This window comes from Xanthomonas sp. NCPPB 3570, from assembly GCF_056725115.1.
Window position 1 is genome coordinate 1,084,698 of sequence record NZ_CM161513.1, and the last position, 22,635, is coordinate 1,107,332.

At 69.9% G+C, this 22,635-nt stretch carries 22 protein-coding genes and 1 tRNA gene; 14 read left to right on the forward strand and 9 right to left on the reverse strand.

What is annotated here, in order from left to right; translation table 11 throughout:
• Positions 1-34: 34 nt before the first annotated feature.
• From AC1PLR_RS04880 to AC1PLR_RS04895, 4 genes are all read right to left on the reverse strand, one after another.
• The gene (locus AC1PLR_RS04880; RefSeq protein WP_481102839.1) at positions 35-361 is read right to left on the reverse strand and encodes a hypothetical protein; all 327 of its coding nucleotides are present in this window, start codon (positions 359-361) and stop codon (positions 35-37) included.
• Between the two features lie 101 nt (positions 362-462).
• Positions 463-1,263, reverse strand: a complete 801-nt coding sequence (locus AC1PLR_RS04885) for an NYN domain-containing protein (protein WP_481102840.1) — start codon at positions 1,261-1,263, stop codon at positions 463-465.
• A complete protein-coding gene (locus AC1PLR_RS04890; protein WP_481102841.1) occupies positions 1,260-2,825 on the reverse strand; it encodes a DUF6538 domain-containing protein in 1,566 nt (521 codons plus the stop codon). The genes AC1PLR_RS04885 and AC1PLR_RS04890 overlap by 4 nt, the downstream gene beginning before the upstream one ends.
• An 87-nt stretch (positions 2,826-2,912) precedes the next feature.
• Positions 2,913-3,005 (reverse strand) — tRNA-Ser (locus AC1PLR_RS04895).
• A gap of 236 nt (positions 3,006-3,241) precedes the next feature.
• On the opposite strand from AC1PLR_RS04895, the gene dnaX reads away from it, so the two are divergent.
• The 4 genes from dnaX to AC1PLR_RS04915 all read left to right on the forward strand — a co-directional run bounded on the left by dnaX (position 3,242) and on the right by AC1PLR_RS04915 (position 6,625).
• Entirely contained in the window at positions 3,242-5,047 is a 1,806-nt protein-coding gene (dnaX, locus tag AC1PLR_RS04900; RefSeq protein WP_481102842.1) for a DNA polymerase III subunit gamma/tau, read from the forward strand.
• A gap of 6 nt (positions 5,048-5,053) precedes the next feature.
• Positions 5,054-5,374, forward strand: coding sequence for a YbaB/EbfC family nucleoid-associated protein (locus tag AC1PLR_RS04905; RefSeq protein WP_017909282.1), 321 nt, complete (start codon positions 5,054-5,056; stop codon positions 5,372-5,374).
• Positions 5,375-5,587: 213 nt separating this feature from the next.
• Positions 5,588-6,202: a recombination mediator RecR gene (gene recR, locus AC1PLR_RS04910; RefSeq protein ID WP_019802203.1), complete on the forward strand. Its 615-nt coding sequence runs from the start codon at positions 5,588-5,590 to the stop codon at positions 6,200-6,202.
• A gap of 75 nt (positions 6,203-6,277) precedes the next feature.
• Entirely contained in the window at positions 6,278-6,625 is a 348-nt protein-coding gene (locus AC1PLR_RS04915) for a histidine triad nucleotide-binding protein (protein WP_010342491.1), read from the forward strand.
• 82 nt (positions 6,626-6,707) lie between these two features.
• Here the strand turns inward: AC1PLR_RS04915 and AC1PLR_RS04920 are convergent, their stop codons facing one another.
• Genes AC1PLR_RS04920 through AC1PLR_RS04935 form a run of 4 tightly spaced genes read right to left on the reverse strand, consistent with a single transcriptional unit; the run spans position 6,708 to position 11,080 of the window.
• Entirely contained in the window at positions 6,708-7,226 is a 519-nt protein-coding gene (locus AC1PLR_RS04920) for a Slp family lipoprotein (protein WP_150410546.1), read from the reverse strand.
• Complete coding sequence (locus AC1PLR_RS04925) at positions 7,223-9,172, reverse strand: transglutaminase TgpA family protein (RefSeq protein WP_481102843.1); 1,950 nt, start codon at positions 9,170-9,172, stop codon at positions 7,223-7,225. The genes AC1PLR_RS04920 and AC1PLR_RS04925 overlap by 4 nt, the downstream gene beginning before the upstream one ends.
• Positions 9,165-10,121: a DUF58 domain-containing protein gene (locus AC1PLR_RS04930; protein ID WP_481102844.1), complete on the reverse strand. Its 957-nt coding sequence runs from the start codon at positions 10,119-10,121 to the stop codon at positions 9,165-9,167. Before AC1PLR_RS04930 ends, AC1PLR_RS04925 begins: the two co-directional genes overlap by 8 nt.
• Before the next feature lie 5 nt (positions 10,122-10,126).
• Positions 10,127-11,080, reverse strand: a complete 954-nt coding sequence (locus tag AC1PLR_RS04935; RefSeq protein WP_481102845.1) for an AAA family ATPase — start codon at positions 11,078-11,080, stop codon at positions 10,127-10,129.
• A 36-nt stretch (positions 11,081-11,116) separates the two neighbouring features.
• Between AC1PLR_RS04935 and AC1PLR_RS04940 the strand changes: the two genes are divergently transcribed.
• From AC1PLR_RS04940 to AC1PLR_RS04950, 3 genes are read left to right on the forward strand one after another with little or no spacing between them, the layout of a single operon-like run.
• The gene (locus AC1PLR_RS04940; protein WP_019801464.1) at positions 11,117-12,961 is read left to right on the forward strand and encodes an ArnT family glycosyltransferase; all 1,845 of its coding nucleotides are present in this window, start codon (positions 11,117-11,119) and stop codon (positions 12,959-12,961) included.
• A 48-nt stretch (positions 12,962-13,009) separates the two neighbouring features.
• Positions 13,010-13,999 (forward strand): glycosyltransferase family 2 protein, encoded by a 990-nt coding sequence (locus AC1PLR_RS04945; RefSeq protein WP_481102846.1) that lies wholly within the window; start codon positions 13,010-13,012, stop codon positions 13,997-13,999.
• Entirely contained in the window at positions 13,996-15,843 is a 1,848-nt protein-coding gene (locus tag AC1PLR_RS04950; RefSeq protein WP_481102847.1) for a hypothetical protein, read from the forward strand. The genes AC1PLR_RS04945 and AC1PLR_RS04950 overlap by 4 nt, the downstream gene beginning before the upstream one ends.
• 1 nt (position 15,844) lies before the next feature.
• On the opposite strand, the gene AC1PLR_RS04955 is transcribed toward AC1PLR_RS04950, so the two are convergent.
• A complete protein-coding gene (locus AC1PLR_RS04955; protein WP_481102848.1) occupies positions 15,845-16,417 on the reverse strand; it encodes a Maf family protein in 573 nt (190 codons plus the stop codon).
• Positions 16,418-16,549: 132 nt separating this feature from the next.
• Between AC1PLR_RS04955 and AC1PLR_RS04960 the strand changes: the two genes are divergently transcribed.
• The 7 genes from AC1PLR_RS04960 (at position 16,550) to fabF (ending at position 22,573) form a co-directional block, all read left to right on the forward strand.
• The gene (locus tag AC1PLR_RS04960; RefSeq protein WP_481102849.1) at positions 16,550-17,059 is read left to right on the forward strand and encodes a YceD family protein; all 510 of its coding nucleotides are present in this window, start codon (positions 16,550-16,552) and stop codon (positions 17,057-17,059) included.
• Between the two features lie 101 nt (positions 17,060-17,160).
• Positions 17,161-17,355, forward strand: coding sequence for a 50S ribosomal protein L32 (gene rpmF / locus AC1PLR_RS04965; protein WP_010342479.1), 195 nt, complete (start codon positions 17,161-17,163; stop codon positions 17,353-17,355).
• Positions 17,356-17,452: 97 nt separating this feature from the next.
• The gene (locus AC1PLR_RS04970) at positions 17,453-18,436 is read left to right on the forward strand and encodes a beta-ketoacyl-ACP synthase III (protein WP_420009064.1); all 984 of its coding nucleotides are present in this window, start codon (positions 17,453-17,455) and stop codon (positions 18,434-18,436) included.
• A 547-nt stretch (positions 18,437-18,983) separates the two neighbouring features.
• Positions 18,984-19,928, forward strand: a complete 945-nt coding sequence (gene fabD, locus AC1PLR_RS04975) for an ACP S-malonyltransferase (RefSeq protein WP_043092930.1) — start codon at positions 18,984-18,986, stop codon at positions 19,926-19,928.
• Between the two features lie 91 nt (positions 19,929-20,019).
• Positions 20,020-20,763: a 3-oxoacyl-ACP reductase FabG gene (fabG, locus tag AC1PLR_RS04980; RefSeq protein WP_010342476.1), complete on the forward strand. Its 744-nt coding sequence runs from the start codon at positions 20,020-20,022 to the stop codon at positions 20,761-20,763.
• Between the two features lie 205 nt (positions 20,764-20,968).
• The gene (gene acpP / locus AC1PLR_RS04985) at positions 20,969-21,208 is read left to right on the forward strand and encodes an acyl carrier protein (RefSeq protein WP_010342475.1); all 240 of its coding nucleotides are present in this window, start codon (positions 20,969-20,971) and stop codon (positions 21,206-21,208) included.
• Positions 21,209-21,337: 129 nt separating this feature from the next.
• Complete coding sequence (gene fabF, locus AC1PLR_RS04990; protein WP_010342474.1) at positions 21,338-22,573, forward strand: beta-ketoacyl-ACP synthase II; 1,236 nt, start codon at positions 21,338-21,340, stop codon at positions 22,571-22,573.
• The last annotated feature ends 62 nt before the right edge of the window (positions 22,574-22,635 follow it).

Sequence of the window (22,635 nt, forward strand, 5' to 3'; positions counted from 1 at the left end):
TGCGGGGCGTCTTCCTGTTGAGGGGGGGCGTTTCTCAGTGAAGCGTTGGCTTCTTCCGCGGCGTGGCGGTGGGGTCGGGTGCCGCTTTTCGCTGCCGGTTTGCCCGCCATTGTTCTTGACTCACCATCTCGCGGACGATGAGCGCTTCTCGGGTCCGAGGCTCTTCCGTTAGCTGGGGTGGGGCGTAATCGTAGGTGGGCGGGGCGCCATCTCTGCCGCTCTGCTGGCGCATCAGTTCGGCGGCCACGTCCAGCGAATAACGGATGTCCAGCATGCTTGCGGGGATGGTTCTATTGGACTGCTGGGAAAGCAGATGGCCGAGCAGTTGGCTTGCGATGCGGAGTTGGGTTTCAGCGGGCATGGTGCTCCTTTCGAGCGTTGAGGGATTGCCTGCATACAACCGCGTATTCAGGAACCCACAAGCGCGGAGGGCGAGCGCTGGTTCACACATCTGAACTTTAGTCAGACTGTCTGCACCGCGGCGGGCGGCTTGGGTGCCAGGCCTACCGACCAGCCGCCGGCTTCCTCTCGCTGGGTGGTCAACAGATCGTAGGTCTTGACCATATTGAGCAGGCCCGAATGGCCGTAGACGTTGGGCGAGAAGGACGGATCGGTTCGCTTCAAATACTGGCCAAGCGCCCCCAGTCCGACCTTGCCCTCGGAGGTGTCTCCAGCGAGCAACGTCACCGCCTCGACCAGGAACAGGGGCCGGCGCTTCGGCAATGGCTTCCCGTCAGACCGGGCAGCTTCTTCTTTGACTGTCTCCGCCTTTGGTGTCTCCGGCTCGGCCGCTTGGCGCTTCGCGGTCGCTTCCTCTTGAGCAGTGCGGTCCCATTCGAAGAACTGATCGCAGGCGTTGCGCAGGGCGTCCGGGGTCTTGGGCTCCCCAACGATGCACACCGTGGCGCCACGCTCGCGGAGCTTGCGGCAGAGGTAGGAGAAGTCCGAGTCGCTGGTCACCAGGCAAAAGGTGTCGGCACGGCCGTCGAATAGGGCTTCCAAGGCGTCAAGCGCCAGGGCGATGTCCGCGGTGTTTTTGCCCGAGGCGTATTGGTATTGAAGGCACGGGGTGAAGGCCTGCCGAACCAAGACCTCCTGCCATTTGTTGGCCAGGGTGGCGTGGTTGCCGTAGCCGCGACGCAGCACGACCCGGCCGAACTGGGCCACCATGCGCAGGGCGTGCTCTACGATGTCGGTGGGCACGTTGTCGCAGTCCACCAAGACAGCCACGCGGGATTCGTGCGGAAGTCCAGGTGTGCTCATGTGGGTTGCTTCCTTGGCTTGGATGGTTTCTTGCTCGGCGTTGGTTCTTCGAGCAAGGGGAGAAGAGCGTCCAGGCCTAGGCCGTAGGCCAACACCGAGAGCCCAGGCGACACACCACGGAGCCCGTCAAGCTTTTCCTTGGCGGTGAAGGCCCGGCTGTAAGTGACGTGGTGCTCATCGTCCAACTCATGGCCTACCAACTGAGCCCGGAGCTCGGACACCACGCCCGCGCCCTGCAACTCCTGGATGAGAGTTTTACGCAAGGAATGAAAGCCGCGCTTGGCCTTGGGCCAGTTCTTGCCCACCTCGGCCAGGTGCCGGCTGAAGGCTTTGGAGATCCAGTTGCCTTGCCCATTTTTAGCATCGGCCTTCGCCGCCGGAAACAAGCGCTCCTGGCCGTCGGCGCGCGACCGCTCGACCCAGGCCAGGATGCCCAGGGCGAGGAGGTCGGGGTGAATCGGCACGGTCCGCAAGCTCACGTCGGTCTTCACTTTCTGGTGTTCGCCCTCGTCCGAAATCTGGATGCAGGGGAGGCCGCCGTCCTCGACCACGTCGGAGGTCAACAGTTGGCCGACTTCCGAAGCGCGGGCGCCGGTATACAGACCAATGAGGGACGCCCACCGCGCGGCCAGGGGCAGGCCCTCGAAGGCCGCGGGTGCGAACAAGGCCTGGACCTGGTGGGCGTCGTAGGCTTTGAAGCCAAACTTGCGCCGCGCGCGCTTTTCCCGAGTGGAGTAGCTCACGTGCCCGGACGCGGGGTTGTCGCCGCGGGGATAGTGGCCCGATGCCTGGGCCCACTCGAAGAACCCGCCCTTGCCGCCGATGTAGCTTTGCTTGTTCGTCAGGGTCGGGGTGGAAGCCTTATTGTCGCGCATGTGCTGATACCACCGGGCCAGGTCGGAGCGGGTGACGGTGTGCAGCTTGGTCTTTTCCCCGAGAAAGCGGGTCAGCAGGTCGATGGCGGTGCGCTTGATGGTCCAGGTCTTGGGCAGGGTGCTGGCTTTGATGCTATCAAGCCACGCGTCCCGGGCCTTGCCCAAGGTGATGGTCTCGATGACCGCTCTGGCTTCGGTTTCGGTCTTGGCTGGATGAACAAAGTCCTCCGCGAAGACCCGCCGCCGGCCTGGCTTGGGCGGGGGCGGGGGCGGGGATGGAGCGGGATAGGACGCCAACTTGGCTTCCAGCTCCATCATCTGCTTGTAGAGCTTGATGTCCTTGGGGCTGTCGATTTCCCAGCGCTCGGACGTGGTGCCGTCCGGCGCGCGGGTCCGGTGCAGGGTGAGCTCTGCAAAGCCGTTGGGGTTGTTGGTCAGCCGAGCGATGAGCTCGTCCACTTCCTGCGGAGTCATCTTGGACACGCGTCGTTCCCTCAACACGGTGAAGGCCTGAGCATAGCCGGCCGCCAACACCAACGCGCGCATCCGCGCGTCTTTCATGTCGCAGGTTTGCAGGGTGCGCTTGAAGGTCTGTCGGCCCACGACCGGCTGCAGATCGACAGGAACCCGCTGCCGGAACGACCAGAGGCCAGACGGTGCACGGGAGAGGTGATGAGGGATGCGCATGGGGCGTCATGTGTCCCGCCTTGCGTCTCTGTAACCCAGTCCTTACGCCAACAAAAAACCCCTGCGTAAACAGGGGCTTGCGTAATCTGGCGGAGAGAGGGGGATTCGAACCCCCGAAGCGCGGTTTAGACGCTTACACACTTTCCAGGCGTGCTCCTTCAACCACTCGGACACCTCTCCGGGTCTTGCGCGGGCCATGCGGTCCGGGCAAGGGCGGGAATTCTAGCCGTCATGGCCGCCGTTCACAAGGCGAGCCGCCGCGGCCGCGCTGACCGGGGTCACCTTCGCCCTGTTCATCGTCGCAGGCGGCCCTACGCCGGAGGCGGCGCGCGTCGGGACGGCGGCTGACCGGGCGACTGAACGATCGCGGTGGCCCGGCGTGGCACAATGGTGGTTCAGATGAAGACGGTCGCCTGATGTCCTATCTCGTTCTCGCCCGCAAGTGGCGCCCCAAGCGTTTCGCCGAGCTGGTGGGGCAGGAGCATGTGGTCCGCGCGCTCACCAACGCGTTGGACAGCGGCCGGGTGCACCACGCGTTCCTGTTCACCGGTACCCGCGGCGTCGGCAAGACCACCATCGCGCGCATCTTCGCCAAGTCGCTGAACTGCGAGCAGGGCACCAGCGCCGACCCGTGCGGCCAGTGCGCGGCCTGCCTGGACATCGACGCCGGCCGCTACATCGACCTGCTGGAGATCGACGCCGCGTCCAACACCGGTGTGGACGACGTGCGCGAGGTGATCGAGAACGCGCAGTACATGCCCTCGCGCGGCAAGTTCAAGGTCTACCTGATCGACGAAGTGCACATGCTCTCCAAGGCGGCGTTCAACGCGCTGCTGAAGACCCTGGAAGAGCCGCCGGAGCACGTGAAGTTCCTGCTCGCCACCACCGACCCGCAGAAGCTGCCGGTGACGGTGCTGTCGCGCTGCCTGCAGTTCAACCTCAAGCGTCTGGACGAGGAGCAGATCCAGGGGCAGATGACCAAGATCCTGGCCGCCGAGCAGATCGAGGTGGATGCCTCGGCGATCGTGCAGCTGGCCAAGGCCGCCGACGGCAGCCTGCGCGATGGCCTGTCGCTGCTCGACCAGGCCATCGCCTACGCCGGCGGCGCGCTGCGCGACGACGTGGTGCGGACGATGCTGGGCACGGTCGACCGCACCCAGGTCGGGGCGATGCTGGACGCGCTGGCCGATGCCGACGGGCAGCGGCTGCTGCAGGTGGTGGCCGGGCTGGCCGAGTTCTCGCCCGACTGGGGCGGGGTACTGGAGGCGCTGGCCGAGGCCCTGCACCGCATCCAGGTGCGGCAGCTGGTGCCGGGCGCGGCCACGCCCGCGCTGGACGGACTGGACCCGGCGCCGCTGGCCGAGCGCCTGCGGCCGGAGATCGTGCAGCTGTGGTACCAGATGGCGCTGAACGGGCGCCGCGACCTGTACCTGGCGCCGAGCCCGCGCGCCGGGTTCGAGATGGCGCTGCTGCGCATGCTGGCGTTCCGGCCGATGGGCGCCGCGGCGCTGCCGGCCGGCACCGCGACCGGTGCGGCGGCGCAAGGACACGGCACTGCGCCGGCCGCGGTGGCTGCCGCTGCCCCGGCGGCGCCTGCCGTTGCCGCGCCGGTTCCCGCTGCGCCCGTGGCGGCTGCGCCCACCGCCGCAGCGGCCCCGCTGGATCCGCCCTGGGATCCGCCGGCAGCACGCCCGGCGCCGTCCGCGCCCGTCGCGACGCCGGCGCCAGTGGTGGTCCCGGCCGCCGCCGCCGAACCGGAAATGGCGATGGTGCCGCCGCTGGCGCCGCCGCCGCGCACCCATGCCCCCGTGTCCGATACGCCGCGCGCGCTGCACAGCGCCGAGGACTGGCTGGAGCTGGTCGCCGATTGCGGCCTGAACGGCCCCTCGCGGCAGCTCGCCGCCAATGCCGCCTTCGTCAGCCATGCCGAGGGCGTGCTGCGCCTGTCGCTGTCGCCGGGCTTCGAATACCTGCAGTCCGAGCGCTCGCTCGGCGAACTGGCCGCGGCCCTGGCCGACGCGCTGGGCCAGCGTCCGAAGATCGTCATCGAAAGCGGCATCGCGGTCGATGCCGAAACCCTGCATGAGCGCTCGCACCGGCAACGCGGCGAGCGCCAGAACGCGGCCGAGGCCGCGTTCATGAACGACCCGGCGGTGCAGGCGCTGATCCAGCAGCAAGGCGCGCGGGTCGTCCCCGATTCCATCCGTCCCTACGATGAGTGAACCACGATGCGCGGCAATATCGCCCAATTGATGCAACAGGCGCAGAAGATGCAGGAAAACCTGCAGCGCGCCCAGGAAGAACTGGCCAAGCTGGAAGTCACCGGCAGCGCTGGCGGCGGCATGGTCAACGTGACCCTGACCGGCGCCAAGGAGTGCCGCAAGGTGCGGATCGATCCGAGCATCCTGGCCGACCAGGAAATGGCCGAGGATCTGATCGCCGCCGCCTTCAACGATGCGTCCAACAAGATCGATGCCGAGTCCAAGGCGCGCATGGGCGCGGCCACCGCCGGCATGCCGATCCCGCCGGGCATGAAGCTGCCGTTCTGAGTTGCCGGGATTGGGGAGTGGGGATTGGGGATTCGCGGTTTTTCGCGAGTGCGCTGCCTCTCCTGCTTCGGTGAATTCCTCTTGTAGGAGCGGCTTCAGCCGCGACCGGTCAGATCAAGCCGTCGCGGCTGAAGACGCTCCTACGAAAACATCGTGTGACAGCGATGTTTTCCTTACGAATCCCCAATCCCCACTCCCGAATCCCCAACCACAATGAGCTCGCCGCTGCTCGAACAACTGATCGATGCGTTCCGCGTGTTGCCTGGCGTCGGCCAGAAGACCGCGCAGCGCATGGCCTACCACGTGCTCGAGCGCGAGCGCGAGGGGGGGCAGCGGCTGGCCGAGCGGTTGCACGAGGCGATCGAGCGCATCGGCCATTGCGCGCAGTGCCGCGATTTCAGCGAAACCGAGGTCTGCGCGATCTGCGCCAGTCCCGCCCGCGACCGCCAGCAACTGTGCGCGGTGGAATCGCCGGCCGACCGGCTGGCGATCGAGCACGCCACCGGCTACCGCGGCCTGTACTTCATCCTGCAGGGCCGGCTGTCGCCGCTGGACGGGATCGGCCCGCGCGAGCTGGGCCTGGACCGGCTCGGCGCGCGGCTCGCGCAGGGCGAGGTGGCCGAGCTGATCATCGCCACCAACTCCACGGTCGAGGGCGAGGCCACCGCGCATTACCTGGCGCAACTGGCGCGCCAGCACGGCGTGCGGCCGAGCCGGCTGGCGCAGGGCCTGCCGCTCGGCGGCGAGCTGGAGTACGTGGATCGTGGCACGCTGTCGCACGCCTTCGGCAGCCGCAGCGAAGTGCCGCGCGCCGGCGCCGGCGAGTAAGCGCCGCACGCGGCTGCGGCGCGACGCCGAATTGGGCTATAACGGCGGCCCCTTCTTTCGTTCCGGGCGCGCTCCATGGACACCATCTTCGGCAAGATCATCCGTCGCGAAATTCCGGCCAGCATCGTCTACGAGGACGACGCCGTGCTCGGCTTCAAGGACATCGCGCCGCAGGCGCCGGTGCATGTGCTCTTCATCCCCAAGCAGGTGGAGATTCCGACCCTGGACGACCTGGCGCCGGAGCAGGCGACCCTGGTCGGCCGGCTGGTGCTGGCCGCGGCCAGCTACGCGCGCGAGCAGGGCCTGGCGCAGGACGGCTACCGGGTGGTGATCAACTGCCGCGAGCACGCCGGGCAGACCGTGTTCCATCTGCACCTGCATCTGCTCGCCGGCGCGCCGCTGGGACGCTTCGGCACGCCGTGAGCCGCGGCTGGCGCGAACGTGCAGGCATAAAAAAACGCCGCTGGGACCAGCGGCGTTTTTCGTTGCGGCAGAAACGCAGGGTTTACCACCAGCCCCAGCGCGGGCCCCACGGACCCCACGGGCCGCCCCAGGGGCCGTACGGGTAGGCGGGCACCACTTCGACCTGGCGCACCACCGGCCACAGGTAGACCACGTCCGCGTCCATCTTCGGCAGGCGGTAGTCGTAGTCGCCGATGCGGGTGTTGTCGTAGCCGGACACGTGGCCGATAAACGTCACTTCGCGGCCGGGCTCGAACACTGCCGGATCGTAGAAGCCGGCGCGGCAGGCGATGAAGCGGCCATCGCTGGCGTCGGCGGCATCGCTGTCCGGGCGGCCGCTGGCATTGAGCGGACGCGACAGCATCTGGAAGCAGGTCTGGCCCTGGCCGGGCGTGGTCTTGATGATCTTGCCGCCCCAGCGCACCGGCGCGCCGGCCTGCTGGCCGGCGACCGAGTCGCGCGGGCTGACGGGCGCGAACTGGCCCTGCAGCGGCTTGGGAGCGGTGGCGCAGGCGCCGAGCGCCAACGCAGCGATCACGGGGAACAGCAGGCGAATCTTCATCGGGATGCTCCAGTGGGCGGACGGTGCCTGCGCAGGTCGCGCAACAATGAAGCGCTGTCCGAATCAGCGCCAGCGTAGCGCGCATCGGCGAAACGCCGGCTGAGCGGAATCAGGCTCGCATCGCCGGTTTCCCGCTCTACGCGCGCTGCCCAGGTCAGTGCCGGTTCGTGCGGGTCGCGGCCCAGCCCGCGCCGGGCGTAGCGCCGGCCCAGCGCCCGCCAGGCCCGCAGCAGCGGATCGCGTTCGCGCTCGCCGCGCGCCAGCCACCAGGCCATCGCACCCAGCAGCACCGCGGCGAATCCGGCGAACAGCGCCACCAGTTGCCCGGGTTCCAACCGGGCGATGCCGAACTGGCTGAGCAGGCGCTGCTGGCGGCTGGCATCGAAGGACAGCACCAGGTCGTTCCAGCCGCGCCGCGCCCAGTCGGCGAGGTCGCGCCAGCGCCAGTCGCCGGCGCCGCCCTGCGCGCCGGCGCCGCCATCGAGCCGGTCCTCCAGGGTGTCGTAGATGCGTTCCGGCGCCACCGCCGCGGTCGGGTCCACCCGCACCCAGCCGCGTCGCGGCAGCCACACCTCGGCCCAGGCGTGCGCATCCATCCGCCGCACCACCCAGTAGTCGCCGAACGGATTGCGGGTGCCGCCGGCATAGCCGGTGACCACACGCGCGGGAATGCCGGCGCCGCGCATCAGCACCACGAACGCCGAACTGAAGTGCTGGCAGAACCCGGCTTTCTGCTGGAACAGGAACTCGTCCACGCCGTCGCGGCCGGGTGGCGGCGTCTCAAGGGTGTAGGCGAAGTCGCGGCGGATCCATTGCAGGGCGCGGGCGACGATCGCCGCATCGTCGGCACCGGCCTGCTGCCGCCACTGCCGGGCCAGCGCCAGGGTGCGCGGGTTGTAGCTGGGTGGCAGCGCCAGCGCGCGCTGCCGTTGCGCCGGCGCGAGATCGGGCTCGACCCGCTGCGGCAGCGCCGACCGCAGCCGCCAGCGGGTCAGCGCGCTGAGCGGACGCTCGGTCTGCAGCACGGCGTCGGCCGTCAGCCGGGTGCCGGCTGGTGCCTGCCGTGGCAGGTCCAGGGCGACCAATTGCCGGCGGTCGGTCGGTTCCACCTCGAGCTGGTAGTCCCAGCCGCCGGGTGCGAGCTGGATCGGCGGTGCCGGCGCGAAGGCGTTGTCGCGCGGCGCACGCCAGGTCTGGCCATCGAAATCCCACAGCACCGGCCCGCGCCAGTAGCGCTGCGCCGGCGCCGGCACCGGGCCGAAGAACTGCACGCGCAACGCGGGAGTGTCGTCGGCCAACAGGTCCAGCCACTGCCCCGGGCTCATCGTGTCCGACAGGCCAGGTCGGCCCAGCGCACGTTCCGGCACGCCCCACAGCGGCGAGCCCAGGCGCGGGAACAGCCAGAACGCGGCCAGCGCCAGCGGCAGGCCCAGCGCCAGCAGGCGGCCGACGCCGCGCAGTTGCCCGCGCAGCGGCCGCCGCGCGCTGTGGCCTTCCTGGTCGGCCAGGCGCTGCATGCACAGCAGCGCCGCGATCACCGCGGCCAGTCCCAGCGCCATCGTCACCGGCCCCTGATCCAGCAGGAAGGCGGCGAACGGGGCGAACAGGGCGAAGCCGAGCAGGCTGCGCGCATCGCGCAGGCTCTTCAGTTCCGAGGGTTTGATCGCCAGCATCGCCGCCAGCAGCGCGCAGCCGGTGTCGCGGCCGAAGCGCAGGCCGACCTGCCAGTACAGCGCCGCGAGCATGACGGCGACCAGGACCAGGCGCAGCAGCGCCGGCAGCGGCCGCCACGCCGAACTGGCGCCGATCAGCAGCGCCGACAGCGCGATCAGCCCGGCCAGGGTGCCGGGCAATTGCAGCAGCAGCGGCAGCAAGGCCAGCAGCGCCGCACCCAGCGCCCAGGCGCGGCTGGCGGCATGCAGCGTCGGCGAGCGCGGCTCAGCCATGCGGCAGCAGCGCCAGCGCGCGCAGGCACAGATGCCGATGCTGCGGGCCGCGGCCCGGGCCCAGTGCCGGCTGCCCCGGCAACAGCAAACGGTAGCGGCGGCCGTCGCGTTCGGCTTCCTCGACCCAGCGCGCCAGCCGCGCGATGCGGCGTTCGTGCGGCAACGTCGGCAGCGTGCGCCAGTCCAGCACCACGTCCACCCCGATCGGGCGTTCGTACTCGCGCACCAGCAGGGTGTCGCGGCGTGCCGAGTGCTTCCAGGCGATCGCCCGCGGTGCGTCGCCGGCCCGATACGGGCGCAGCTGGTGCAGCTCCTCGCCGAGCGCGTGCAGGCGGGTCTGGGTCGGGGTGCCGGCGCCTGCAGGCAGCGGCGGGCCGTCGGCTTCCGGTTGCGGATAGACCAGCAGCGGGGTGTCCGGCCAGAACCAGGCCCAGGCGCGCAGCAGGCCCAGCGGCTGGGTGGTGGAGACCTGGATGCGTTGCAGGTCGAGCCAGCCGCGGCGCTCGGTGGGCACCTCCAGGTCGGCCTCGTTGCGATCGTCGCGGTGCAGGTCGAGGTAGGTGTGCGCTGCGCCGTGGCGCACGCGCAGGCCGCGCCGTCGGCGGCCGTCGGCGGTGGCCAATGCCAGCCGCAGGCGCAGCGGTTGCCCGGCCGCGACCGGCTCGGCCGACAGTGCCTCAAGGCACAGTCCGGACAACTGCAGATGGGCGACGATGGCGCTGGCCATCGCGGCCGCGCCGAGCAGCATCGCCAGCAGCAGCGCGGGATTGTTGTTGTAGTTCAGCGCGCCGAGCAGCATCGCCGCCAGCAGCAGCGCCAGGAAGCCGCCGAATGGCGTGGGCAGGATGTAGATGCGGCGCCGGTCCAGACGCACCGGCAGCGCTTCCGGCGCGCGCGGCGCGGCCAACTGCGCCAGTCGCTGCCGCCAGTCGCGCCGCCCGCCCGGCATCGGTGTCAGTCCACCGCGACGCTGTGCAGGATCGCCTTGGCCAGGGCCTGGCCGGAGGCCGATTCCTGTTCGGCTACCAGGCGATGCTCGGCCACGGCCACGAACAGCGCCTGCACGTCCTCGGGCAGCACATGGCCGCGGCCGAGCAGCAGCGCATGCGCCTTGGCCGCGCGCAGCAGGGCGATGCCGGCGCGCGGCGACAGGCCGACGCGCACGCCGGGATGCTGGCGGCTGCGCGCCAGCAGCGCCTGCACGTAGCCGACCAGCGCCTCGCTGGCATGGATCTGCTCCACGCCCTGGCGCAGGGTCGCCATGTCGGCCTCGCCGAGCAGCGGCTGCGCCTGCGCGATCAGGTCGCGGCGGTCGCTGCCGCTGAGCAGCGCGCGTTCGGCCTCGGCGTTGGGATAGCCCAGCGCCAGCCGCAGCAGGAAGCGGTCCAGTTGCGAGTCGGGCAGGGGGAAGGTGCCGGACAGGTCCACCGGGTTCTGCGTGGCGATCACGAAGAACGGCGAGGGCAGCGGATGGGTGGTCCCGTCGAGGGTGACCTGCTGCTCGGCCATCGCTTCCAGCAGCGCGCTCTGCGTGCGTGGCGGCGCGCGGTTGATCTCGTCGGCGAGCAGCACGTGGGTGAACACCGGGCCGGGGTGGAACTGGAACTGGCGCGACTGCGCGTCGTACACCGACACGCCGAGCACATCGGCCGGCAACAGGTCGGAGGTGAACTGCACGCGCTGGAAGCCCAGTCCCAGGCTCGCGGCCAGCGCATGCGCCAGCGTGGTCTTGCCCAGGCCGGGCAGGTCCTCGATCAGCAGATGTCCGCCGGACAGCAGGGCGACAAACGCCATGCGCACCTGTTGCGGCTTGCCCAGGACCAGCGCGTTGACCTGCTGCTGGGCGCGCGTGAGCGCCGCGCGCAACGTATCGGTTAGCATTTCCGGCAAGCGGGGCGGACTAGGCATCGCATTCTCGCAACGGTTTCAGGGAGTTTACGGGCAATGCAAGGGGAACAACGTGCACGCAGCGTCTTCATCGTGCTGTGGACGCTCGTCACTGCCGCCAAACTGCTGGTCGCCGCGCGCCTGCCGTTGTTCGTGGACGAGGCATTCTATTGGCAGGAAGGCCAGCACCTGGCGCTGGCCTATTCGGACCTGCCCGGGCTGACCGCGTGGCTGGCGCGGCTGGGCGTGGCGCTCGGCGGCGACCACCTGCTGGCGCTGCGCGCGCCGTTCCTGCTGCTGGGCGCGGCCGTGCCCTGGCTGATCGCACGCATCGCCACGCGCTGGTTCGGCGCGGTGGCGGGCTGGCGGGCCGGCAGTCTGGCCTTGCTGATGCCGCTGTCCGGCACCCTGGGCATCCTGGCGCTGCCGGACGTGCCGATGGCGCTGGCGACGATTCTGTGCATCGACGCCACAGCGCGGCTGCTGCGCCAGACCGAGGCGCTGAGCGCGGTGGAGCTGGCGCTGGGCCTGGTCATCGGCGCGCTGAGCCATTACCGCTTCGTCGGCGTGATCGGCGTCGGCGCGATCGCGCTGCTGCTGATCCCGCAGGGCCGGCGCATGCTGCGCGATCCGCAGGTCTGGGTCGCGCTGGCGCTGGGCATGGTCGCCTGGCTGCCGCTGCTGGCCTGGAACGCGGACAACGGCGAGGCCGGTCTCAAGTTCCAGTTGGTCGACCGCCATCCCTGGAGTTTCCAGCCCGCCGGCATCGCCTTCCTGCTGATCCAGTTGCTGCTGGTCACGCCGCTGCTGGCGGTGGCGATGACCAAGGTGGCGCTGATGGCCACGCGCGGCGGTAGCAGCGGCACGCGCGTGCAGTGGCGGTATTTCGGCCTGCTCGGCGGGGTGTCCACGCTGGGCATCTTCCTGCTCGGGTTCTTCACCGACGCCGAGCGGGTCAGCTTCCACTGGCCGCTGCCGGGCTATCTGGCGCTGCTGATCGCCACGCCGGTGATCCTCAACGGCTGGAGCAAGCCGCTGCGCCGCGCGACCTGGCTGCTGGCCGGGCTGGGCCTGGTCGGTGCGTTCGGCTACTACCTGGCGGTGTCGGTGCCGGCGGTGCGCGAGCACACTGCCGGCGACAAGTACTACCCGCGCAACTTCGCCGGCTGGCGGCCGCTGGCCGGCGCGGTGCGTCGCGAACTGGCGAGCATGCCGCCCGGCACCAAGGTGCTGGCGGACAACTTCAAGGTCGGCGCCGAACTCGGCTTCGAACTGCGCGATCCGAACATCCAGGTGCTGCCGCATCCGTTGAACGACAAGCACGGGCGCAGCGCGCAACTGCAGCAGTGGGGCCTGCTCAACGACGGCCACCGCGACGGTCCGCGGCTGCTGGTGCTCTCGCCCAGCGACATGAAGTACCGGCTGCTGCTGCAGCGCTACCACGCGGTGTGCGACTTGGTCGGCCCGCTGCCGCCGCCGCGGGTGGTGTCCAGCGACCACGGCAGCCAGCGCTTCCTGCTGTTCGCGCTGCCGGCGCAGCGCGCGAGCGGGCCTTGCACCACGCCGGCGATGGCCTGGTTCAATACCCCGGACGTGGACGCCAGCGTCGGCCGCCGCTTCGACGTGTCCGGCTGGGCGTTCAAGGACGGGGTGGGGATCGACCGGATCGAGGTGCTGCTCGACGGCAAGGTCGCGGCGCAGGCGCACTACGGCGACGTCTACGACGTGACCAGGTTCTGGAAGATCTCCACCGATCCCAACCATCCGAACATCGGCTTCCGCGCCACCGTCGATGCCAGTGGCCTGGCACCGGGCACGCACTGGCTGGGCCTGCGCCTGCACGGCCGCGACGGCAGCGTCGAGGACTGGTGGGAACAACCGATCGTGCTGCGCCCGCACTGAGCTAGGATGGCGCGCCTTTCCGCCGCCGCGCAGGACCGCACGCCGCCCATGTCCAGTTTCCCCTCCGATCGCCCCGCGGCCGCGCCGCGGATCGCGGTGCTGGTGCCGTGCCACAACGAAGCGGCCACCATCGGCCAGGTGGTGGCCGATTTCGCCACGCAGTTGCCTGGTGCGCAGGTCCACGTGTTCGACAACAACTCCAACGACGCCACCATTGCCCGGGCGCGTGCGGCTGGCGCGGTGGTGCGCGAGGTCGCGCTGCAGGGCAAGGGCAACGTGGTGCGGCGGTTGTTCGCCGACATCGAGGCCGACGTCTACGTGCTGGTCGACGGCGATGCGACCTACGATGCAGCGATGGCGCCGGCTCTGGTCGAGCGCCTGCTGCGCGACGGGCTGGACATGGTGGTGGGCGCGCGCCGCAGCGACGCGGCGGCGGCCTATCGCGCCGGCCATCGCACCGGCAACGTGCTGCTGACCCGTTGCGTGGGCTTTCTGTTCGGCCGCAGCTTCGACGACATGCTGTCCGGCTACCGGGTGTTCTCGCGGCGCTACGTGAAGTCGTTCCCCGCGCATGCCGCCGGCTTCGAGACCGAGACCGAACTGGCGGTGCATGCGCTGCAACTGCGCATGCCGGTGGCGGAAGTGGACACCGCCTACGGCGCGCGTCCGGAAGGATCGCAGAGCAAGCTGCGCACCTGGCACGACGGCACCCGCATCCTGTTGACCATCCTGCGCCTGTTCAAGGCCGAGCGGCCCTTGCTGTTCTTCTCGCTGGGCTTCGGCGCCTGCGTGTTGCTGGCGCTGGCGCTGGCGGTGCCCTTGCTGCAGACCTATCTGCAGACCGGCCTGGTGCCGCGCTTCCCCACCGCGATCCTGTGCTCGGCGCTGGTGTTGCTCGGCGTGCTGCTGCTGGCCTGTGGGCTGATCCTGGACACGGTCACGCGCGGCCGCATCGAGGCCAAGCGCCTGGCCTACCTGGCGATCCCGGCCTGGCCGGCGGCGGACGCGCAGGCTGCGCCGCGGGGAGACGGCGCATGAGCGCGGGCATGTCTTCGGCGGCGCTGCCGCGCCCGACGCGCTGCCAGCGCCTGCTGGCCGCGCTGGATCGCCGCTTCACCTTCCACAGCCGCGGCAACGTAATCGCCGCCGGCGTGGCGGTCGCGCTGCTGGGCGGGCTGCTGTCGCTGTGGCTGGGCCAGGATGCCAACTGGGACCTGCGCAACTACCATCTGTACAACGGCTACGCCGCGCTGCACGGCCGCCTCGGCATCGACCTGGCGCCGGCGCAGATGCAGAGCTACTTCAATCCGCTGCTGGACGTGTTGCATTACGCGCTGTTCGTCGGCTTGCCTGCCCCGCTGGCCGGGTTCGCGATGGGCGTGCTGCACGCGTTGGCGTTCCTGCTGCTGGCCGGCATCGTCTGGCAGGTGCTGGACCCGCGGCTGGACCGCGCGCGGCTGGTGCCATGGCTGGCGCTGGCCGGGCTGTGCAGCGCCGCGTTCCTGTCCGAGTTCGCCGGCACCATGGGCGACAACACCAGCGCGCTGCCGGTGCTGGGCGCACTGCTCGCCGCACTGCACGCGCAACGCCGCCAGCAGGCCGCGGGGCAGGGCGTGGCGCTGGGCTGGTGGGCGCTGGCCGGCGCCCTGCTCGGGCTGGCGATGGCCTGCAAGCTGACCAATGCGCTGTTCGCGCTGGCCCTGGGCGTGACCGCGCTGGTCGCCGGTGGGCGCCCGCGGCAGCGGATCGGCGGCGCCGCGGTGCTGACCGCGGTGACGCTGCTCAGTTTCGCACTGCTGGCCGGGCCGTGGCTGCTGCGGGTCTGGCAGACCTTCGGCAATCCGCTGTTTCCGCAGTTCAACAGCCACTTCCTGGCGCCGCTGGCGCAGCCGGTGGCGGTCAGCGACACGCGCTGGTTGCCGAAGACGCTGTGGGAGTGGCTGACCTGGCCGCTGCAGTTCTCGCTGGCGCCGAACCGGGTCAGCGAGGTGCGCCTGCGGCAACTGGTATGGCCGCTGCTGTATCTGCTGGGCCTGGTCGCGCTGCTGCGCTGGATGCTGCGGCGTCCGCGCGGCTCCGCGCCGGCGGAGGTGGTCGCGCCGGCCTGGCGTGCGGTGCTGGTGTTCGTGGTGGTGGCCTTCCTCGCCTGGCAGGCGGCCTTCAGCATCCAGCGCTACCTGGTGGTGCCGGAGCTGCTGGCGCCGCTGCTGCTGTGGGTGGGGCTGCGGCGGCTGTTGCCGGCGCGCATCGCCGCGCCGGCGGCGCGCTGGACCCTGATCGCCTGTGCGGCCTTTGCGCTGTACGGCTGGGGCGAGTGGGGGCACGAGCGCTGGGCGCGCGAGGCGTTCCGGGTGCAGGCGCCGCCGATGCCGCAACCCGAGCGCAGCCTGGTGCTGCTGGTCGGCGATGCGCCGGAGTCCTGGCGCATTCCGTTCCTGCCCGGGCAGGCGGCGTACGCGTCGGTCGCCTCCAATTTCCCGGAAACGCCGGCCTACGCCGGGCGGGTGCGCGAGATGCTGGCGGCGCGCGGGCAGGGCTACGCGATGTTGCCGGCGGAAGTGGATCGCAATGTCGAGCGCCTGCAGCGGCTCAATGCAGTGGCCGCGCGCCTGGGCCTGGATCGCGGCCCGGACTGCGCGCTGATGCGGCGGCTGGCGTATCGCCCGGTGCGCGCGGGCGTGAACGTCGATGCCGGCCGCTGCCGCTGGGTGCTGCTGCCGGAACGGGCCGTGGATGTCGCCGCCGCGGACCGCCAGACCCAGGCACTGGCGGCGCAGCAACTGGCGCGCTACGGCCTGGCGCTGCAGCCGGGGTCCTGTCAGCTCTACGCATCCTGGGTCGGGCAAGCGCGCTTCCCGTACCAGTGGTGCCGTCTGCAGTGAACTAGGGCAGGGTGTAGCCGGCCTCGCGCAGCAGTTCGGACAGCGCGATCAGCGGCAGGCCGATCAGCGCGGTCGGATCCTGGTTGCGGATCGCGCGGAACAGGCTGATCCCCAGGCCTTCGCACTTGAAGCTGCCGGCGCAGTCCAGCGGCTGTTCGGCGGCGACGTAGCGGGCGATGGCGTCGGGCTGCAGGTCGCGGAACTGGACCTCGGTGAGGTCGCAGGCCTGCAGCGTGCGCGTGCCGCGCTGCAGGCACACGGCGGTATGGAAACGCACGCTGCGCCCGGACATGGCCGCCAGCTGCGCGTGCGCCGCGGCCACCTCGCCGGGCTTGCCCAGCGGTCGGCCATCCAGTTCGGCCACCTGGTCCGAGCCGATCACCCAGGCCTCCGGCATGCTGGCCGCGACCGTCGCGGCCTTGGCTGCCGCCAGCCGCTGCGCCAGCGCCAGCGGCGCTTCGCCGGGCAGCGGGGTCTCGTCGACCTGCGGGCGCACGCACTCGAAAGGCAGGCGCAGCCGCTGCAGCAGTTCGCGGCGGTAGGCGGAGGTGGAAGCCAGGATCAGCGGCGGCATCGGCGGTGGGGCTAGGCGGCGGCGGGCCGGGGCCGGCAGTCTGCGGCGGCCGGCGCGGACCGGCAAGCCAACCCGGGACCGGGTTGGGGCGGTTTGACAGGGGCGCCTGTAGTCCTTAACATTCTGCGGCTTATGTCCGCGAACGTGCCCGAACTGTTGGATGCCTGGCGGATGGTCGCAGCGCGCAGGGTCTTCGAAGACCGCCTGCCGCTCTCGGCGATGACCCGTCTGCAAGGCAGCCTGGCCGACACCGAAGGCGAATGCCGCTACACGCTGGAATTCGGCCGCGACGCTGTAGTGCAAGTGTCCTATGTCGAACTGAAGATCGAAACCGAGCTGCCGCTGATCTGCCAGCGCAGCCTGCAGCGCTTCCTGCTGCCGGTGTCGAGCGTGCAGCGGCTGGGGCTGATCCGCAGCGAGGAAGAAGAAGCCGCGCTGCCGCCGGATCACGAGGCCTTGCTGGTGCCGGAAGACGGCATGCTGCGGCCGGCCGATCTGGTCGAGGACGAGCTGGTGCTGGCGGTACCGCTGGTGCCGGTGGCGCCCGGAAGCGAGGCGGTCGATCGCGACTGGCCGGCGACCGAGGAAGAAACGAGCAAGGTCAACCCGTTCGCGGCGTTGGCGGCGCTGAAGAAACAGTAGCGGTCGGTCCGCCTGCCGCTGCCTGAGGTTGTTGCCGGACGCGCGCGTCCTGCGCGACGTAATGACGACAGATGTAAACGAACCGAGTTTGGAGCAATCCCATGGCTGTGCAGAAATCCCGTGTCACCCCGTCCCGCCGCGGCCAGCGCCGTTCGCACGACGCCCTCAGCGCCAAGCAGCTGTCGACCGATCCGACCAGCGGCGAGATCCACCTGCGCCACCACGTCACCGCCGACGGTTACTACCGTGGCAAGAAGGTGATCGCCACCAAGACCGCGCAGGTCGAAGAAGATTGATCCGTGCCCGTCCACCGCGCTGCGGCGGACGGAGTCACCCATCTTCACAGGCCGCGCCGCACCGGGGCGGCCTGCGTAACAGGCAACAGGAACCAGCATGAGCAAGCGGATCTATTCCAGGATCGCGGGCACCGGCAGCTATTTGCCTGAAAAAGTGTTGACCAACGACGATCTGTCGCAGATGGTCGACACCAGCGACGAATGGATCCGCAGCCGTACCGGCATCCGCGAGCGGCACATCGCCGCCCCCGGCCAGACCGCCGGCGACCTGGGTTACGAGGCCGCGCTGAAGGCGATCGAAGCCGCCGGCATCGATGCCGCCGAACTCGACATGATCGTGGTCGGCACCACCACGCCGGATCTGATCTTCCCGTCCACCGCCTGCCTGATCCAGGCCCGCCTCGGCGTGGTCGGCTGCCCGGCCCTGGACGTCAACGCCGCCTGTTCGGGCTTCGTCTACGCGCTCAGCGTGGCCGACAAGTTCATCCGCAGCGGCGACGCCAAGACCGTGCTGGTGATCGGCACCGAAACCCTCAGCCGCATCGTCGACTGGACCGAGCGCACCACCTGCGTGCTGTTCGGCGACGGCGCCGGCGCGGTGGTCCTGCGCGCCGACGAAGACACCGGCATCCTCAGCACCCATCTGCATGCCGACGGCAGCAAGAAGGAACTGCTGTGGAATCCGGTCGGCATCGCCACCGGACTGGGCGACGGCACCGGCGACCCGGCCGCCGGCGGCATCCAGATGAAGGGCAGCGAGGTGTTCAAGTACGCGGTCAAGGCGCTGGACGCCGTGGTCGACGAGACCCTCGAGGCCAACGGCCTGGACAAGCACGACCTGGACTGGCTGATCCCGCACCAGGCCAACCTGCGCATCATCGAAGCCACCGCCAAGCGCCTGGAGCTGCCGATGGAGCAGGTGGTGGTGACGGTGGACATCCACGGCAACACCTCGTCCGCCTCGGTGCCGATGGCGCTGGACGTGGCGGTGCGTTCGGGCCGCGTGCAGCGCGGCCAGTTGCTGCTGCTGGAAGCCTTCGGCGGCGGCTTCACCTGGGGCTCGGCGCTGCTGCGCTACTGAGCCTGTTCCCGCGCCCGGCGCCGTTGGCGGCGTCGGTGCGCGGATGCCAATCCAATACCGGTGTTGGGCGTCGTCACCACGACGCGCTGCAATGCGCTGGCCGAATCCAATTCTCCTGACGCCAGCGCGCGCATCGCGGCGCGTGGTCTGCGCTGCCCGTACCGCGCGCTGCGTCTGCGATCGCCTTCCTTTCGCAAACATCACGCCGCGCGCGAAAAGCGCGATTCGCCCAGCGTGGTCGCCTGTGGGTGCGCGCTTTTTGCGTTGTCGCCTGGGCGTCCAGCCGCGCCCATCGGACATGCCCCTCGTTCCGCTTCTCCCCGGTTACGCGCTGCCAGCCCCCTTGCCCGCCCTCGTGATCGCAACGCCGTGCGCCCGCGTGCGTCCCGCGCTTCACGTGTGCTGTCGGCCTGACACCGGTCGTCGCCGAGCGAGGCGCGAACGGCGGCATGCGATGGGCGAGCCGCCATTTCACATACGCCCGGGTACAGACGCCCGGCCGGTTTCGCCCGTATCATCGCCGCTCGATTTTCGCAGGGCCAACCGCGTGACCGATTCCACACTCGCCTTCGTCTTCCCCGGCCAGGGTTCGCAATCGCTGGGCATGCTGGCCGAACTGGCCGAATTGCATCCGCAGCTGCGCGACAGCTTCGCCGAAGCCTCCGAGGGCGCCGGCGTGGACCTGTGGGCGCTGAGCCAGGGCGGCCCGGAAGAGATGCTCAACCGCACCGAGTACACCCAGCCGGCGCTGCTGGCCGCCAGCGTGGCGCTGTGGCGGCTGTGGCTGGCCGAGGGCGGGGCGCGTCCGGCGCAACTGGCCGGGCACAGCCTGGGCGAATACAGCGCGCTGGTCGCCGCCGGCGCCCTGTCGCTGCACGACGGCGCGCACCTGGTGCGGCTGCGCGGGCAACTGATGCAGGACGCCGCGCCGGCCGGCGTGGGCGCGATGGCCGCCGTGCTCGGCGCCGAGGACGCGTTGGTCGAAGAGGTCTGCGCGCAGGCCGCCGGCAGCCAGGTGGTGGTGCCGGCCAACTACAACTCGCCGGGCCAGGTGGTGATCGGCGGCGATGCCGCGGCGGTCGACCGCGCGCTGGCGCTGCTGGCCGAGCGCGGCGTGCGCAAGGCGGTGAAGCTGGCGGTCAGCGTGCCCTCGCACACCCCGCTGATGCGCGAGGCGGCCAACCGCCTGGCCGAAGCGATGCGTGGGCTGGCCTGGCAGGCGCCGCAGCTGCCGGTGGTGCAGAACGCCGACGCGCAGGTGCACGAGGGCGTCGAGGCAATCCGCCAGGCGCTGGTCGAGCAGTTGTATCTGCCGGTGCGCTGGACCGGTTGCGTGCAGGCGTTGGCCGCCGGCGGCGCCACCCGCCTGGCCGAGTGCGGCCCGGGCAAGGTGCTGACCGGGTTGGTCAAGCGCATCGACAAGTCGCTCGACGGCCGTGCCCTGGGCACGCCTGCCGAGTTCGCCGGCGCGCGCGAGGCCTGGGCCTCCTGATCGCCGGCCGCCGCGCGGTGCGTGTCGCGCCCGCGCCGGCCTCCTTCTCCTTCCCCGGCGCCATGCGCCGTCCGTCTCCAAGGAAACGCAGATGAGCAAGCCATTGCAGGGCGAGATCGCGCTGGTCACCGGCGCCAGCCGCGGGATCGGCGCGGCCATCGCCGACGAACTGGCCGCACAGGGCGCCACCGTCATCGGCACCGCCACCTCCGACGCCGGCGCGCAGGCGATCGGCGCGCGCCTGGCCGCCCACGGCGGCCACGGCCGCGCGCTGGACGTCACCGACGGCGCCGCGGTCGATGCGCTGATCGAGGCGATCGCCAAGGAATTCGGTCCGGTCTCGATCCTGGTCAACAACGCCGGCATCACCCGCGACAACCTGCTGATGCGGATGAAGGACGACGACTGGCAGGCGATCATCGACACCAACCTGACCAGCGTGTTCCGCACCTCCAAGGCGGTGCTGCGCGGCATGATGAAGGCGCGCAAGGGCCGCATCGTCAACATCGCTTCGGTGGTCGGCGTGACCGGCAATCCGGGCCAGGCCAACTACGCCGCGGCCAAGGCCGGCATCATCGCCTTCTCCAAGTCGATGGCCAAGGAAATCGGCTCGCGCGGCATCACCGTCAACGTGGTCGCGCCGGGCTTCATCGATACCGACATGACCAAGGCGCTGCCCGAAGCGCAACGCACCGCGCTGCTGGAGCAGATCGCGCTCGGCCAGCTCGGCCAGCCGTCCGACATCGCCAACGCGGTGGCGTTCCTGGCCGGGCCCGGCGCCGGCTACATCACCGGCGAAACCCTGCACGTGAACGGCGGGATGTACATGCCGTGAGCCTGCGGCGCAACGGACGCGCCTAAGTGGCTGATCGGCCGGCATTTGTGCAGCGCTGCAAGGGCCAGTCGGTTTCCACTACACTATCCAACGCGGCCATCGCAGCCCGATGGCGTTTTGTGAGTCCCTCACAGGAGCACCGCACATCCGTGTGCGGGGATCCTAAAACTCGAACCACCACTACTCCATCTGGAGCGATATCCCAATGAGCACCATCGAAGAACGCGTCAAGAAAATCGTCGTCGAACAGCTCGGCGTCAAGGAAGAAGAAGTCACCAACAACGCATCGTTCGTCGATGACCTGGGTGCCGACTCGCTGGACACCGTCGAGCTGGTGATGGCCCTGGAAGAAGAGTTCGAGTGCGAGATCCCGGACGAAGAAGCCGAGAAGATCACCTCGGTGCAGCAGGCCATCGACTACGTCAAGGCGCACGTCAAGAGCTGAGGCTGCGTTCGCGATCGCCATCGGCGCCTGCGTGGGCCCGATGCGCGTGACAATCCCATGGGGCCGCGCATGCGGCCCTGTGTTTTTACAGCGTCAAGGCCGCGCGTATCGCGGTGAGGAGATTTCGCAATGAGCCGTCGTGTCGTCGTAACCGGCATGGGCCTGGTGTCGCCGTTGGGCAATGACCTGGCCAGCAGTTGGGAAGGGATCGTCAACGGACGCTCCGGCATCGGCCCGATCACCCAGATCGATGCGTCTCAGTTCACCACCAAGATCGCCGGCGAGATCAAGGATTTCGATCCGACCAAGTTCATCTCGTCCAAGGACGCGCGCAAGATGGACTCGTTCATCCATTACGGCGTCGGCGCCTCGTTCATGGCGCTGGACGATTCCGGCCTGGAGATCACCGAGGCCAATGCCGAGCGCATCGGCGCGATCCTCGGCTCCGGCATCGGTGGCCTGCTCGGCATCGAGGAACAGACCGTCAAATTCCACGAGGGCGGCGCGCGCAAGATCTCGCCGTTCTACGTGCCCAGCACCATCATCAACATGCTGCCGGGCCAGGTGAGCCTGATCAAAGGGCTGAAGGGGCCGACCTTCTCCGCGGTCTCGGCCTGCGCCACCTCCAACCATTCCATCGGTACCGCGATGCGCATGATCCAGCACGGCGACGCCGACGTGATGCTGGCCGGCGGCGCCGAGCGCGGCTCCTCGCCGACCTCGGTGGGCGGCTTCTGCTCGATGAAGGCGATGTCCACCCGCAACGACGATCCCGCCGCCGCCTCGCGCCCGTGGGACAAGGAGCGCGACGGCTTCGTGCTCGGCGACGGCGCCGGCGTGCTGGTGCTGGAAGAGTACGAACACGCCAAGGCGCGCGGCGCGCGCATCTACGCCGAGCTGGTCGGTTTCGGCGCCAGTTCCGACGCCTTCCACATGACCGCCCCGAGCGAGGACGGCGAAGGTGCCGCGCGCAGCATGGTGGCGGCGATGAAGGACGCCAAGCTCAACCCGGACCAGATCGACTACCTCAACGCGCACGGCACCTCCACGCCGCTGGGCGACCTGGCCGAGACCCTGGCGATGAAGCGTGCGCTGGGCGACCACGCCTACAAGACCATGGTCAGCTCCACCAAGTCGATGACCGGCCACCTGCTCGGCGCCGCCGGCGGTGCCGAAGCGATCTTCTCGGTGATGGCGATCCATGCCGGCATCATCCCGCCGACCATCAACCTGCACGAACCGGGCGAAGGCTGCGACCTGGACTACGTGCCGAACGTGGCGCGCGAGAAGCAGATCGACGTGGCGATGTCGAATGGGTTCGGCTTCGGTGGGACCAACGGGACGTTGGTGTTCAAGCGGGTCTGAGGGGGCGTAGCCCCCTCGGGATTCGGGAGTGGGATTCGGGATTGGGTAAAGCCGGCGCCTGA